This is a genomic window from Achromobacter sp., from assembly GCF_036567245.1.
GTDB lineage: Bacteria > Pseudomonadota > Gammaproteobacteria > Burkholderiales > Burkholderiaceae_B > Achromobacter.
This window is the reverse complement of sequence record NZ_DATCUY010000562.1, coordinates 12,479-26,601: the sequence shown is the minus strand read 5'-3', so window position 1 is coordinate 26,601 and position 14,123 is coordinate 12,479. Positions and strand designations below refer to the sequence as shown.

The 14,123-nt window shown below is 66.6% G+C and carries 10 protein-coding genes and 1 pseudogene; 8 read left to right on the top strand and 3 right to left on the bottom strand.

The genetic code is table 11. From position 1 onward, the window contains the following. Window positions 1–5: 5 nt before the first annotated feature. The gene (locus VIR09_RS23705; protein ID WP_013393987.1) at window positions 6–1,166 is read right to left on the bottom strand and encodes an acyl-CoA dehydrogenase family protein; all 1,161 of its coding nucleotides are present in this window, start codon (window positions 1,164–1,166) and stop codon (window positions 6–8) included. A 212-nt stretch (window positions 1,167–1,378) separates the two neighbouring features. Here VIR09_RS23705 and VIR09_RS23700 point away from each other — a divergent pair. Then, window positions 1,379–2,812 (top strand): annotated as a pseudogene (locus VIR09_RS23700) (methyl-accepting chemotaxis protein); the annotation flags it as partial. Window positions 2,813–2,962: 150 nt separating this feature from the next. On the opposite strand, the gene VIR09_RS23695 reads toward VIR09_RS23700, so the two are convergent. After that, on the bottom strand, window positions 2,963–4,816 hold the full coding sequence (locus VIR09_RS23695; RefSeq protein ID WP_332015068.1) for an EAL domain-containing protein: 1,854 nt from the start codon (window positions 4,814–4,816) through the stop codon (window positions 2,963–2,965). A 205-nt stretch (window positions 4,817–5,021) separates the two neighbouring features. Here VIR09_RS23695 and rdgB point away from each other — a divergent pair, with 205 nt between their 5' ends. The 5 genes from rdgB (at window position 5,022) to ntrC (ending at window position 11,253) form a co-directional block, all read left to right on the top strand. After that, window positions 5,022–5,645, top strand: coding sequence for an RdgB/HAM1 family non-canonical purine NTP pyrophosphatase (gene rdgB, locus VIR09_RS23690; RefSeq protein WP_332015067.1), 624 nt, complete (start codon window positions 5,022–5,024; stop codon window positions 5,643–5,645). Between the two features lie 37 nt (window positions 5,646–5,682). Beyond that, window positions 5,683–6,903: a radical SAM family heme chaperone HemW gene (hemW, locus tag VIR09_RS23685; protein ID WP_332015066.1), complete on the top strand. Its 1,221-nt coding sequence runs from the start codon at window positions 5,683–5,685 to the stop codon at window positions 6,901–6,903. Window positions 6,904–7,087: 184 nt separating this feature from the next. Next, on the top strand, window positions 7,088–8,500 hold the full coding sequence (glnA, locus tag VIR09_RS23680; RefSeq protein WP_332015065.1) for a type I glutamate--ammonia ligase: 1,413 nt from the start codon (window positions 7,088–7,090) through the stop codon (window positions 8,498–8,500). 180 nt (window positions 8,501–8,680) lie between these two features. After that, window positions 8,681–9,745 (top strand): nitrogen regulation protein NR(II), encoded by a 1,065-nt coding sequence (gene glnL, locus VIR09_RS23675; RefSeq protein ID WP_013393981.1) that lies wholly within the window; start codon window positions 8,681–8,683, stop codon window positions 9,743–9,745. After that, window positions 9,745–11,253, top strand: coding sequence for a nitrogen regulation protein NR(I) (gene ntrC, locus VIR09_RS23670; RefSeq protein ID WP_332015064.1), 1,509 nt, complete (start codon window positions 9,745–9,747; stop codon window positions 11,251–11,253). Before glnL ends, ntrC begins: the two co-directional genes overlap by 1 nt. Before the next feature lie 21 nt (window positions 11,254–11,274). Here ntrC and VIR09_RS23665 read toward each other — a convergent pair whose 3' ends face one another. Then, window positions 11,275–12,189 (bottom strand): LysR family transcriptional regulator, encoded by a 915-nt coding sequence (locus tag VIR09_RS23665; RefSeq protein WP_332015063.1) that lies wholly within the window; start codon window positions 12,187–12,189, stop codon window positions 11,275–11,277. 180 nt (window positions 12,190–12,369) lie between these two features. Between VIR09_RS23665 and VIR09_RS23660 the strand changes: the two genes are divergently transcribed. After that, window positions 12,370–13,068, top strand: coding sequence for a pirin family protein (locus VIR09_RS23660; protein ID WP_332015062.1), 699 nt, complete (start codon window positions 12,370–12,372; stop codon window positions 13,066–13,068). A 105-nt stretch (window positions 13,069–13,173) separates the two neighbouring features. After that, a complete protein-coding gene (locus VIR09_RS23655; protein ID WP_332015061.1) occupies window positions 13,174–14,079 on the top strand; it encodes a pirin family protein in 906 nt (301 codons plus the stop codon). Window positions 14,080–14,123: the final 44 nt, after the last annotated feature.

Sequence of the window (14,123 nt, the reverse complement as noted above, 5' to 3'; positions counted from 1 at the left end):
TCCGATCAGAAGGAGCGGGGCAGGCCCAGGATGTGTTCGGCCACGTAGGACAGGATCAGGTTGGTCGAGATCGGCGCGACCTGGTACAGGCGGGTTTCGCGGAACTTGCGCTCCACATCATATTCCGTGGCGAAGCCGAAGCCGCCGTGGAACTGCAGGCAAGCGTTGGCGGCTTCCCAGGAGGCATCGGCGGCCAGCAGCTTGGCCATGTTGGCCTGGGCGCCGCAGGGCTCATGGGCGTCGAACAGGCGGCAGGCTTCGTAACGCATCAGGCTGGCGGCTTCGACGTTGATGTGGGCGCGGGCGATGGGGAACTGCACGCCCTGGTTCTGGCCGATGGGGCGGCCGAACACCATGCGCTCCTTGGCGTAGGCGGTGACCTTGTCGACGAACCAGTAGCCGTCGCCGATGCACTCGGCGGCGATCAGGGTGCGTTCGGCGTTCAGGCCGTCCAGGATGTACTTGAAACCCTTGCCTTCTTCGCCGATCAGGTTTTCTTCGGGGATTTCCAGATTGTCGAAGAACAGCTCGTTGGTCTCGTGGTTGACCATGTTGGGGATCGGGCGGATAGCCATGCCGTGCTTCACGGCGTGATGCAGGTCCACCAGGAATATGGACATGCCTTCCGACTTGCGCGTGACCTGGTCCAGCGGCGTGGTGCGCGCCAGCAGGATCATCAGGTCCGAGTGCTGTACGCGCGAGATCCAGACCTTCTGGCCATTGATGACGTAGCGGTCGCCGCGCTTGACAGCGGTAGTCTTGATCTTGGTGGTGTCGGTGCCGGTGGTGGGTTCGGTCACGCCCATCGATTGCAGCCGCAGTTCGCCTGCGGCGATGCGCGGCAGGTATTCGCGCTTCTGGGCTTCGGAGCCGTGGCGCAGCAGCGTGCCCATGTTGTACATCTGGCCGTGGCAGGCGCCGGAGTTGCCGCCGCTGCGGTTGATTTCTTCCATGATGACCGACGCTTCGGTCAGGCCCAGGCCGGAGCCGCCGTATTCCTGCGGGATCAGCGCGGCCAGCCAGCCGGCCTCGGTGAGCGCGCGGACGAAGGCTTCGGGGTAGCCGCGTTCTTCGTCGACCTTGCGGAAATATTCGGAGGGGAACTGGGCGCAGAGGTCGCGCACGGCTTCGCGGATGTCCTGATAGGCGTGGGAGGCGTTGGGCATGTTGCTGTTTTCTATATGGGTAATGGATCGGTGCAGCGTTGAATGTGCCGCAAGCCGCGGGCCCTGCCAATTCACAATTGCTTAATACGGGGTTCGGTTTCGTGACGGGAGTTTGTCATCCGGGCGGCGGGGTTGTGTCAAGAAATTGCCAAACTGGGTGTCCATAATCGCTACGAACGCCGCCGCTGGCGGCAGGTTTTGTATGGACTGATATGCGGAAAAACATCAGGGTCACGACGGCGTTGTCGGCCATTCTTGCGTTGTTCGTGGTGCTGTTCGCGGTGGCGGCGGCGGCGGGAATCTCGGTGCTGCGGGAAAACCGCGCGGACATTGAAGCGCTGGGCCGGGGCAGCATCGAACGGGCCGGCGACCTGGCCGACATGACCAGCCGGTTGTTCCAGGCGCGCGCCGCGCTGACGGATGCCAAGACGGCGATGGAAGGCGGCCTGGAAGAGGCGCGCAACGAGTCCCTGGCGCACGCCGAGGCGCTGTTCAAGCAGGCCGCGGCCAGCCTGGCGCGCCTGCGCGCCAATCCCGACGCCAGCGCCGGGGGCGCGCCGCTATTCGAAGGGGTGCTGGCCGCCTATGCCGCCTTCGCGGACAAGACGCTGACGCCCATGCATGCGGCGATCAAGGGCTGGAACGGCATCGAGGTGAACCGCCTGGTTGACAAGGTGTTGCCGGGCAGCGGCGCCGCCTACGTCAAGCAGGCGGACGCCTACCAGACCTACGCCCGCGACCAGGGTCAGGCGGCAGTCGCCAGCGCCAGCCTCACGTTGCAGCGGGTGATCGCGGTGGCGGCCGGCGTGCTGGCGCTGGTGCTGCTCTTGGCCGTGCTGATCCGGCTGGCGTTCCGCCGCAGCATCCTGCGGCCGCTGAACGAGGCCGGCGCGCATTTCGACCGCATCGCCGACGGCGACCTGACCGGTACGATCGCCATGCGCGGCGACAACGAGATCGGCGTCCTCTACAGCGCCATGCGGCGCATGCAGAAGGGGCTGTCGGCGGCCGTCGCCTCGGTGCGCCATGGCGTCGAGGAAATCCATACCGGCTCGGGCGAGATCGCCGCGGGCGGGGCGGACATGTCGGACCGCACCGCGCGCCAGGCGGGCTCGCTGCAGGAAGCGTCGGCCAACATGATGCAGCTGGCGCATACGGTGCAGCTGACCGCGGGCAACGCCGACCTGGCCAGCCGCCAGGCGTTGGGCGCCACCAAGCTGGCGCAGCGCGGCGGCGCGGCGGTCGACGAAGTGGTGCAGAGCATGCAGGGCATCGCCGAGAGCGCACGCCGTATTGGCGAGATCGTCGGCGTGGTCGACAGCATCGCCTTCCAGACCAACATCCTGGCGCTGAACGCCGCCGTGGAAGCGGCGCGCGCGGGTGAGCAAGGCAAGGGCTTTGCGGTGGTGGCGGGCGAAGTGCGCTCGCTGGCCCAGCGCAGTGCGCAGGCCGCCAAGGAGATCAAGGGCCTGATCGAGGACTCCGCGGAGCGCGTGCAGGCGGGCGTGCGTCAGGTCAGTCTGGCTGGCGATACCATGCGCGACATGGTCCAGTCGGTGGATCGGGTGACGCAGATCGTGGCCGAGATTTCCAGCGCCACGGCTGAACAGGCTGCCGGCATTGCCTCGGTGAACCACGCGGTGGCGGACATCGAGCGCTCGACGCAGGAGAATGCCGCCATGGTGGAGCAGACTGCCGCCGCGGCGGCCGCCCTGGAAGCCCAGGCGCAGGGTTTGCGCCGGGCGGTGGCGGTGTTCCAGATTGCCCAGCCGGCCTTTGGCGCGGCCGGACACGATTCAGCTGTCGAGCTGCGGCAGGATGCCGCCGGTGTAGCGCTCGGCTACCAGCGACAGGTTCCCGTGCTTGACCTTGTGCTTGACATGAGCGGCGGCCGACGCGATGTCCTCAGGGCGGATGCGCTCGCATAGGGAGGGCGTGACGGTGAGGGCGCCCACGCCCAGCGTCACGAAGGGAAAGAAGCGAGGCACGCCGTAGCGGTCCTCCGCTTCGATCCCGCCGTTGCGGCGGCCCTCGTCGTCGTACAGGTCCATCGCGCGGTCGTTGAATTCCGCGATGATGCGGCGGGTGCGCTCCATCCAGTCGGGGCTGCGCAGCAGCACCACGAAGTCGTCGCCGCCCACATGGCCAACGAAGTCGCGCTGCGGGTCGCAATGGCGCTTGATGACTTCGGCGGTCAGCATGATCATGTCGTCGCCGCGCCAGTAGCCGTAGACGTCGTTGAAGGGCTTGAAGTTATTCAGGTCGCCATAGCAGACGGTGAAGTCGTCCGCGTCTTCCAGCAGCGTGGCGATGTGCCGGCTGATGGGAATGTTGCCGGGCAGGGAGGTCAGCGGATTGGCGTAGCGCGCCGCCTCGATGCGCATTTCGGTGACCGAGCGCACCAGCGTTTCGCCGGTGGCCAGCCCGTCGTAGCGGCCTTCGCGCGTGATGATCAGGCCGTCCATCAGGTAGCGCTGGTCTTCCGAGATCAGCACGTGGCTCAACTGGTCGATGGAGACGTGCAGGTCCACCAGCACGGGCTCGGCATTCATGAAGGTGGAGCAGGCGTCGCGTCCGAACAGTTCGCGCGTATAGCGCTGGGCGTAATGTTCCGAGAAGTCGCGGCGGTTGATGATGCCGACCGGGCGGTTGTCGTCGTCGACCACGGCCACTGCATGCATCTCCTTGTGCTCGATGAACAGCCGGTGCACGTCGTCGTTGGTGTGTCCGCTCAATTGCACTGCCGGCGCTTCGACGCGCAGGCTGGCGGCGGTGCCGCCCATGCCACGCTGCAACGGGGCCGCAGGCGTCCGCTGCCGCAGCGAATCGCGTAGCGGCGGCGCCAGCTCGGTCAACAGCATTTCCTCCGGCCGGCCCAGCAGCCAGCCTTGCGCGTAGCGGATGTCCAGCTCGCGCACCACGGCCAGGTCCTCGGCGGTTTCGATGCCTTCGGCGACGATGGTGGTGCCCAGGTGCTGCGCCACCTTCAGGATGGCGCGCACCATGTTCTGCTTGCGTTCGTCCTGGCCGATGCCGTCGAAGAAGTAGCGGTCTATCTTGACCAGATCCGGCTGCATCTCGGCCCAGAGCTGCAGATTGGAATTGCCTACGCCATAGTCGTCCAGCGCGACGCGCATGCCGTGCTCGCGCAGGCAGGCGAAGGCGCTGGACAGCTCCGCCATGTGCTCGGACAACGGATCCTGCTCGGTCAGTTCGACGATGATGCTGGTTGGCGCGAGCGAGCAATCTTTGAGCAGGCGCCGGGGCATTTCCTCGCCCCACAGGCTCCAGTAATGCAACAGCGCCGAGCCGGACAGGTTCAGGAACAGCATGCCGGCCGGGTCGTGCTGATGAAAGCCCTGGGCGCCAGCGCGAAAGCTGGCCAGTTCCAGCTGCGGATGCAGGCCCTGGCGGCGGGCCTCGGCAAACAGCGCGTCGGGAAAGTGCAGGGCAGTGTCGGCCGGGCCGCGGATCAGGCTTTCATGGCCGTAGATGCGGCTGTGCGAAAGGTCGACCACGGGCTGGAAGCGCGGGCGCAGCAGCCGTTCGCGCAGGATGCCGGCCAGGCTCACGTGCGCGGACGCGCTGTCCAGGGAAGATGAGGGCGCGCGGGCCGCTACCGGCCGGGGCAAAGCGTGAATGGGGTCCATCGCCGGTGGGTTCAGATACTATCAGTGACAAGTTTGATCATATTGACAAGAAAATATGTCGGCGTTGTTGCGTCGACGACGGGCGCGCCATATTCAATTAGGGTACGCATCACTGTCAACCCCGGCCCAAGGCATATCCTTCAAGCGCGCGGGGGCATCCCGCCCCGCGGCGGCGCGGCGGGCCCGCGCCCTATACAATTTGCCCATGACTGCTCCCAAGATTCCCGATTCCCTGCGCCGCGTCGTGCTGGCCTCCAACAATCCCGGCAAGCTGCGCGAGTTTTCCGCCTTGTTTGCGCCTCTGGGCATGGAACTGGTGCCCCAGGGCGAGCTGGGGGTGCCTGAAGCCGAAGAGCCGCACGTCACCTTCGTCGAAAACGCGCTGGCCAAGGCCCGCCATGCCAGCCGCCTGACGGGACTGCCCGCGCTGGCCGACGATTCCGGCCTGTGCGTGGCGGCGCTGGACGGCGCGCCCGGCGTGTATTCGGCGCGCTACGCCAAGATGCATGGCGGCGAAAAATCCGACCAGGCCAATAACGAACTGCTGGTGCGCAAGCTGGCCGGCGTGGCCGACCGCAGCGCCTGGTACGTGGCGGTGCTGGCGCTGGTGCGTTCGGAGAACGATCCCTGCCCGCTCATCGGCGAAGGCCTGTGGCACGGCGAGATCATCGACCAGCCTGAAGGCGCCAACGGCTTCGGCTATGACCCGCATTTCTACCTGCCCGGCCAGGCCCTGACCGCCGCAGCCCTGGATCCCGAGGAAAAGAACCGGCTGAGCCACCGCGCCCGCGCACTGCGCGAACTATTGAGCAAGCTGAGCCAGGCTTGACGAGGGCGCCGCTTGGCGCCCGGTCCAGGAATTTCGCATGTCCATCATCATTCCCATCCGCAACGACATGGGCGCGCAGCCGTTGCGCCTGAAGCTGCCGGCCGGCGCCACGCTGACCAGCCTGCCGCCGCTGTCGGTCTACGTGCACGTGCCCTGGTGCGTGCGCAAATGCCCTTATTGCGACTTCAACTCGCACGCGGCGCCGGGCGAGATTCCGGAACGCGCCTATCTGGATGCCCTGCGCAGCGACCTGGAACAGGCGCTGCCTTCCATCTGGGGGCGGCAGGTGGTGTCGGTTTTCATCGGCGGGGGCACGCCGAGCCTGCTGTCGTCCGAGGGCCTGGACGAGCTGCTGGCGATGCTGCGCGCCTGTCTGAACCTGTGGCCCGACGCCGAGATCACGATGGAAGCCAATCCCGGCACCGCCGAGGCGGGGCGCTTCCGCGACTATGCCGCCAGCGGCGTGACGCGGTTCTCGCTGGGAATCCAGAGTTTCGACGACGCACAACTGAAGAAGCTGGGCCGCATCCATGACAGCGCCCAGGCGAGGGCGGCGATCGAGATGGCGCAGCGCGCGGCGGCGCGCGTCAACCTGGACATGATGTTCGCCTTGCCGGGTCAGACGCTGGAGGCCTGTGTGGCCGACTTGCGGCAAGCGGTGGCCTTCGGCACCGAGCATCTGTCGCTCTACCACCTGACGATGGAGCCCAACACCGTCTTCGCCAAGTTCCCGCCCGAAGACCTGCCCGACGACGACACCAGCGCGGCCATGCAGGACGCGGTGGAAACCGAACTGGCGGCAGCCGGGCTGGCGCGCTACGAGGTCTCGGCCTATGCCAAGCCCGGCGCCCGCTGCCGCCACAACCTGAATTACTGGGAGTTCGGCGACTACCTGGGCCTGGGTCCGGGCGCGCACGGCAAGCTGTCCTTCCATGACCGCATCCTGCGCGAGGCGCGGCTGCGCAGTCCGGACTCCTGGATGCAGGCGGCCATGGCGCGCGACGGCAGCCACATTGCCGAAAGCCGCCAGGTCGGCCCGGACGAGCTGCCGTTCGAGTTCATGCTGAATGCCTTGCGCCTGAAGGACGGCGTCGCCGCCACCGCCTTCAACGAGCGCACAGGCCTGTCCCTGGCCGCCATTGCGCACCAATTGGAGGCAGCCACCAAGCGCGGGCTGCTGGACGCCGATCCCACCCGCCTGCGTGCCACCCCGCTGGGCTGGAGTTTCCTCAATGACCTGCAGGAAATGTTCCTGTAGCGCGAATGCACCATAGTGGGGCTGGCATGCCCCACTTTTTGCACCATTATGGTGCTACATTTTCCCGTGACCCAGCTGCCTTCCCCGGGGAATCCCGGGGGTAAAACCTGGCACGCTTATTGCTTCCCTCTTTTATGCCAGTCGACGGGCATAGCCCTCGACCTTTTTATCTAATGGAGATGACATGGCAAGCCCGAAAGACGTCCTGAAACAGATCGCCGACAACGAAGTCAAATTCGTGGATTTCCGCTTCACCGATACGATTGGCCGTGAGCACCACGTGTCCGTGCCTATCAGCCAGATCGACGAAGACAAGCTGGAAAGCGGGCAGGCCTTCGACGGTTCGTCGATCCCGGGCTGGAAGGGCATTGAAGCCTCCGACATGCTGCTCATCCCCGACCTGTCCACCGGCAACCTGGATCCGTTCCGCGAAGAGCCGACCCTGATCCTGTCGTGCGACGTGGTCGAACCGTCCGATCTGAAGGGCTATGACCGCGACCCGCGTTCGCTGGCCAAGCGCGCCGAAGCCTACCTGAAGTCCTCCGGCCTGGGCGACACCGCCTACTTCGGTCCGGAACCCGAATTTTTCGTCTTCGACGGCGTGACCTGGAACAGCGACATGTCCGGCACCTTCGTCAAGATCAAGTCGGAAGAAGCGCCCTGGTCCTCGGGCCTGGAATTCGAAGGCGGCAACACCGGCCACCGTCCCACCGTCAAGGGCGGCTACTTCCCCGTGCCCCCGGTCGACTCCTTCCAGGACATGCGTTCGGAAATGTGCCTGCTGATGGAACAGATGGGCGTGCCGGTCGAAGTGCACCACCATGAAGTGGCCGGCGCCGGCCAGCTTGAAATCGGCACCAAGTTCAGCACGCTGGTGCAGCGCGCCGACTGGACGCAGATCGTCAAGTACGTGATCCACAACGTGGCCCACGCCTACGGCAAGACCGCCACCTTCATGCCCAAGCCCATCGTCGGCGACAACGGCTCCGGCATGCACGTCCACCAATCCATCTGGAAGGACGGCCAGAACCTGTTCGCGGGCAACGGCTACGCCGGCCTGTCGGAATTCGCGCTGTACTACATCGGCGGCATCATCAAGCACGCCCGCGCGCTGAACGCCATCACCAACCCCGGCACCAACTCGTACAAGCGCCTGGTTCCGCACTACGAAGCGCCCGTGAAGCTGGCCTACTCGGCCCGCAACCGTTCGGCTTCGATCCGCATTCCGTACGTCGGCAACCCCAAGGGCCGCCGCGTCGAAGCGCGTTTCCCGGACCCCCTGGCCAACCCGTACCTGGCCTTCTCGGCCCTGATGATGGCCGGCCTGGACGGCGTGCAGAACAAGATCCACCCGGGCGATCCCGCCGACAAGAACCTGTACGACCTGCCGCCGGAAGAAGACGCCAAGATCCCGACCGTCTGCGCGTCGCTGGAGCAGGCGCTGGAAGCCCTGGACAACGACCGCGAGTTCCTGACCCGCGGCGGCGTGTTCAGCAACGACATGCTCAGCGCCTACATCGAACTCAAGATGGGCGACGTGAACCGTCTGCGCATGACGCCGCACCCGGTCGAGTTCGACATGTACTACAGCCTCTGATGCGTTGAGGCTGTAGCTGGAGGTCGCGCGATGCAGGCAGAAACCAGGGCCCGCACCACGCGCACTTCCAGGTCGCGGTTCGACGTACTGCCCGCCAGGTGCGACACCCGGCGGGCAGCGCCGCCGGTTCCGGCGCCGCCGTCGCGTTCCGCCTTCCCCTCACATTCGGGTATGTAGAAAATGAATGTAGAAGCTCTCGATTTGCTAGCCACGTCCGTTTTCCTGGTCAACGCACGCGGTCATATCGAATACGCCAACGCGGCCGCCGAAGATCTGTTCGGCCGCTCGCGCAAGCAACTGGGCGGCCAATCCGCCGCCACGCTGTTCGACAGTCCGGAAAACATCCAATCCTCCATCGACCGCGCCGCCGCCGGACGCTATGCCGACGTCAGGCAGCTGGCTTCGTTGCGCCGCGCCGCCGAATCCGTGGAAGTTTCCGTAACGACCGTCGGGCTGACGGGCCAGCGCTGGCCCGTGCTGATAGAAACCCGCGAGATCGAGCAACGCGTGCTGGCCGACCGCAACCACCGGCTGGTTGACGAGATCGAGGCCCACCGCGAACTGCTGCGCAATCTCGCGCATGAAGTCAAGAATCCCCTGGGCGGCCTGCGCGGCGCCGCGCAACTGCTGGAAGCCGAGCTGCCCAGCGCGGCCCTGGCCGAGTACACCCAGGTCATCATTTCCGAAGCCGACCGCCTGCAGGCGCTGGTGGACCGCCTGAGCGGCCCGCAACGTGTGCCGCTGAACGCGCGGCCGGTCAACATCCATGAAATCTGCGAACGTGTCTGCGCGCTGATCCAGGCTGAGTTCCGCAACGACGTCACGCTGCTGCGCGACTACGACGCCTCGGTGCCGGACCTCAAGGGCGACGCCGCCCGCCTGATGCAGGCCGTCCTGAATGTGGCCCGCAATGCCGCGCAGGAACTGGTGGCGCGGCCGCAAGGCCCGCAAACCGAGCCCGGCGTGATCACGCTGCGTACGCGCGTGGCGCGCCAGGTGATGCTGGCCCACCGGCAGCACCGCCTGGCGCTGGAATTGTCCATCATCGACAACGGTCCCGGCGTGCCGGATCAGATCCGCGACCGCATCTTCCATCCGCTGGTCACGGCCCGGGCCGGAGGCACCGGCCTGGGCCTGAGCCTGGCGCAGGACTTCGTGCAGCAGCACGGCGGCATCATCGAATTTGAATCCCGGCCCGGCCGCACCGAGTTCCGCCTGGTCCTTCCGATGGAGCCTGCACTCTGATGAAACCCGTATGGATCGTCGACGATGACCAGGCCATCCGCTGGGTCCTGGAAAAAGCCCTGGCGCGCGCCGGGATTCCGACCCGCAGCTTTTCCCAGTCGGCTGACGTGCTGGACGCGCTGGCGCGCGACAAGCCGGCCGCGGAAATGCCTGCCGCGTTGGTTTCCGATATCCGCATGCCCGGCGGCAACGGACTGGAACTGCTGCGCCAGCTGAAGGAACGCCAGCCCGGCCTGCCCGTGATCGTGATGACCGCGTTCGCGGACCTGGACAGCACCGTATCCGCCTTTCAGGGCGGCGCGTTCGACTACCTGGCCAAGCCTTTCGACGTGAACGAGGCGGTAGCGCTGATCCAGCGCGCCATGCAGGAGTCAGCCCAGCCGGAAGGGCCTGAAGGGCAGGGCGAGTCGGCGCAGAACAACGAGCGCTGGATGATGACGCAGTCCTCGTCCACCGCCATGCAGGAAGTGTTCCGGGCGATCGGCCGGCTGGCCCAATCCAAGGTCACCGTGCTGATCACGGGCGAGTCCGGCACCGGCAAGGAGCTGGTGGCGCGCGCCCTGCATGGCCATGGCGTGCGCGCCGGCGGCCCCTTCGTGGCGCTGAACGCGGCGGCCATCCCGCGCGACCTGCTGGAGGCCGAGCTGTTCGGCCACGAACGCGGCGCGTTCACCGGCGCCAACAATCTGCGCCGCGGCCGCTTCGAGGAAGCGCACGGCGGCACGCTGTTCCTGGACGAGATCGGCGACATGCCCATCGAGCTGCAGACGCGCCTGTTGCGCGTGCTGGCCGAAGGCAGCTTCTACCGCGTGGGCGGCGCGCAGCCGGTGCGCGTCGACGTGCGCATCGTCGCCGCCACCCACCAGCCGCTGGAGCAGCGCGTGGAGCAAGGCCTGTTCCGCGAGGACTTGTTCCATCGCCTGAATGTGATCCGGTTGCGCCTGCCGCCCTTGCGCGAGCGGGTCGAGGACATCCCGGCCCTGGCCGGCCATTTCCTGACCGCCAGCGCCCGCGCGCTGGGGGTGCCGGTCAAGCGCCTGACGCCGGAAGCCCTGGCCGTGCTGTCCAAGTTCGATTTTCCGGGCAACGTGCGTCAGCTGGAGAACTTCTGCCACTGGCTGACGGTGATGGCCCCCGGCCAGACGGTGGAGCGCGCCGACCTGCCGCCGGAAATCCGCGCCATGGAGCAGCAGCAACAGCCGAGCCCGGCTCTTATTCGTCCGACCGCGCCCACGGCCGGCGTGGGCACTGTGGTGCAGGTTGCGGCGCCCGTGGGCGTCGATTCACCGCGCAACTGGCAGGATTCCCTGTTGCGCGACGCGCAATACCGACTGGAACGCGGCGAGCCCGCCGTCATGGCCACGCTGACGCGCCAATTCGAGAAGATCCTGCTGCAAAGCGCGCTGGACGCCAGCCGCGGCCGCCGCGTGGAAGCGGCTTCGCGCCTGGGCATAGGCCGCAACACCATCACGCGCAAGCTGCGAGAGCTGGGCATCGAGGACGAGTAGGGCGCGCGGCCGCGCGCCTTACTACCCCATCCCCAGCAGGCTTTCGCAGAGGCGCGGCGACTTCAGTTTCTGCAGCCACCATTTCAAGGCTTCGCCTGGGGGGTCCGAGCGCCAGGCGTAGGCCAGGTGTTCCGTCAGGGACATGCCTTCGTCCGTCTCGCACACCACCAGCAGTCCTTGCGCCAGATAGGGCGCGGCCAGCGTCAGCGGCAGGTAGCCGCAGCCCAGGCCGCGCACCTGGGCGTCTATCTTCGCCTGCATGGTGGGCATGACCAGCATGGGCTGTTCAGCAAGGATGCCGCGGGTCTGCGGCGCCAGGTTGCGGGACGTATCCGCCACCACCACCGCGCAGTAGCGCGTGATGTCCCCGCGGCTCAGCGGCTGCGGCAAGGACGCGAGCGGATGATGCGCGGCCACGCAGAAGCCGAATTGCGATTGCCCCATGGCTTGCGAGCGATAGGGACCGGTGGGCTCGCCGGCGGCACCCGCGCCGATGACCAGATCGGCCCGCCCGGAAGTCAGCGCGTCCCAATTGCCGCTCAGCACCTCGCTGGAAAAGCGCAACGTGGTGGCGCTGCCCAATGCCTGGAATTCCTCGATCAGGTCGTACAGCGGCCGCCACGGCAGCACTGCGCTGACCGCAACGCGCAATTCCACTTCCCATCCGGTGGCGATGCGCTTGACGCGGCAGGCCAGATCGTCCAGCGACTGCAGCACGTGGCGCCCATCCTTCAGCAGCGTTTCGCCCGCCGGCGTCAGCAGCGCGCGGTGTCCCGAGCGGTCGAACAGCAGCACGTCCAGCCCATCTTCCAGCTTGCGGATGGAGTAGGTCACCGCCGAGGGCACCTTGCCGAGTTCGCGCGCCGCCTTGGCAAAGCTGCCGTGGCGCGCGATGGCGTCCACCAGGATCAGGAGTTCGGGGGTAATGGCTTGCATGGATGCGCCTGGAGTGACCATTCAAAAAATTTGAATGATTCCGTCAAAATATAGCGCCAAACAGGCGAGGGCGCACGCGCACAATATCACTCATGCCGGTGGTGCAGCGGCTTCCCTTCAAATGAGGGTGATGAAAGCCAGGCTGCACAACCATTCACATTATTGAAACAGGAGTCCACAATGCTTACCACTCGCCGCGCTGCTGAACGGGGTCACGCCAACCATGGATGGCTGGACTCGTTTCACACCTTTTCCTTCGCCAACTACTACGACCCGGCCCACATGGGCTTCGGCGCGCTGCGCGTGATCAATGACGACCGCATCGCGGCCGGCCGCGGCTTCGGCACGCACGGCCACCGCGACATGGAAATCATTACCTATGTGCTGGACGGCGCGATCGCCCACAAGGACAGCATGGGCAGCGGCTCGACCATCCAGCCCGGCAACGTGCAGCGCATGAGCGCCGGCCGCGGGGTGATGCACTCTGAGTTCAACCCGCTGTCGGACCGCGAAACGCACATGCTGCAGATCTGGATCGAGCCCGACGTCGCCGGCATCGCGCCGGAGTACGAAGAGCGCAGCTTCAGCGACGAGCAGAAGCGCGGCCGGCTGCAGGCGCTGGTGTCGCCCGATGGCGCTGACGGCTCGATGAAGATCCATCAGGACGCGCGTCTGTACGGCGGCCTGTTCGATGGCGACGAGTCCGCCGCGCTGGCACTGGCCGCTGGCCGCCGCGCGTGGGTGCACGTGGCCCGTGGCAGCCTGACGGTCAACGGTGTCGAGCTCTCGGCCGGCGACGCGCTCGCCATCACCGACGAGACCCGCGTGGAACTCTCGGGTGGCAAGAATGCCGAAGTCCTGGTGTTCGACCTGGCGTAAAAGCCCTGGGCGGGCGGGCTGACGAAGCCCGCCCGCCGTTGTTTTTCCCTTGCAAGCGGCAGGCCTTAAGATGGCCATTGGCCCTACAACCCGGAGAGTCTGATCATGTCCACCTTGTCCGAAGCCGGCGAAAGCCAGATTGAATCCGTCGTGGTGCCGCGCACCAGCGACTTGGGCGGTTTTTCCGTGCGTCGCGCCATTCCATCCGCGCAGCGCCGCACCGTCGGGCCGTTCGTCTTCCTGGACCACATGGGTCCGGTGGATTTCGCGCCCGGTTCCGGCATAGACGTGCGCCCGCACCCCCATATCGGCCTGTCCACCGTGACCTACCTGTACGAAGGATCCATGGTGCACCGCGACGGCGCCGGCAATACCCAGACCATCCTGCCGGGCGAGGTCAACTGGATGACGGCCGGCCGCGGCATCGTGCACTCGGAACGTTCCTCGCCCGAAAGCCGCCAAGGCGCGCAGCGCCTCTGTGGCCTGCAGATCTGGGTGGGACTGCCCAAGGAGCATGAAGAGACCGATCCGGGCTTCACCCACTACGGGCTGGATGCGCAGCCGGTCGTTGAAGGCGAGGGCGTGCGCGCCCAGGTGGTTGCGGGTTCGCTGTTCGGCAAGACATCCTCGGTGAAGACGCTGTCGCCGCTGTTTTATGGCGATCTGCAATTGCAGGCGGGCGCGACCACGGTGTTGCCGGCCGAGCACGAGGAGCGCGCCGCCTATCTGGCGCAGGGCACGGTCGAGATCGACGGCCAGGAATTCGAAAGCGGCCGCCTGGTCGTGTTCGCGCCGGGCCGGCCGGTACAGATCCGCGCCAAGACCGCGGCGCGCTTTGCCGTGATCGGCGGCGAGCCCCTGGACGGCCCGCGCTTCGTGTGGTGGAACTTCGTTTCCAGCAACAAGGACCGCATCGAGCAGGCCAAGCAGGACTGGCAGCGCAGCCGCTTCGACCAGATCGTGCCGGGCGACGAGACCGAGTACATCCCGCTGCCCGAGCCGCGCGCCTGATCTGGCAGGTTCGCCGGCCGCGCGGACAACGCGCGGCCGGCGGT

What these genes read in the sequence shown, in the direction of transcription:
- glnL (WP_013393981.1), top strand. Translation starts at nt 8,681, where the DNA reads ATGAATGTAGAAGCTCTCGATTTGCTAGCCACGTCCGTTTTCCTGGTC.
- VIR09_RS23665 (WP_332015063.1), bottom strand. Translation starts at nt 12,189, where the DNA reads ATGCAAGCCATTACCCCCGAACTCCTGATCCTGGTGGACGCCATCGCG.
- rdgB (WP_332015067.1), top strand. Translation starts at nt 5,022, where the DNA reads ATGACTGCTCCCAAGATTCCCGATTCCCTGCGCCGCGTCGTGCTGGCC.
- VIR09_RS23695 (WP_332015068.1), bottom strand. Translation starts at nt 4,816, where the DNA reads ATGGACCCCATTCACGCTTTGCCCCGGCCGGTAGCGGCCCGCGCGCCC.
- VIR09_RS23705 (WP_013393987.1), bottom strand. Translation starts at nt 1,166, where the DNA reads ATGCCCAACGCCTCCCACGCCTATCAGGACATCCGCGAAGCCGTGCGC.
- VIR09_RS23660 (WP_332015062.1), top strand. Translation starts at nt 12,370, where the DNA reads ATGCTTACCACTCGCCGCGCTGCTGAACGGGGTCACGCCAACCATGGA.
- glnA (WP_332015065.1), top strand. Translation starts at nt 7,088, where the DNA reads ATGGCAAGCCCGAAAGACGTCCTGAAACAGATCGCCGACAACGAAGTC.
- ntrC (WP_332015064.1), top strand. Translation starts at nt 9,745, where the DNA reads ATGAAACCCGTATGGATCGTCGACGATGACCAGGCCATCCGCTGGGTC.
- hemW (WP_332015066.1), top strand. Translation starts at nt 5,683, where the DNA reads ATGTCCATCATCATTCCCATCCGCAACGACATGGGCGCGCAGCCGTTG.
- VIR09_RS23655 (WP_332015061.1), top strand. Translation starts at nt 13,174, where the DNA reads ATGTCCACCTTGTCCGAAGCCGGCGAAAGCCAGATTGAATCCGTCGTG.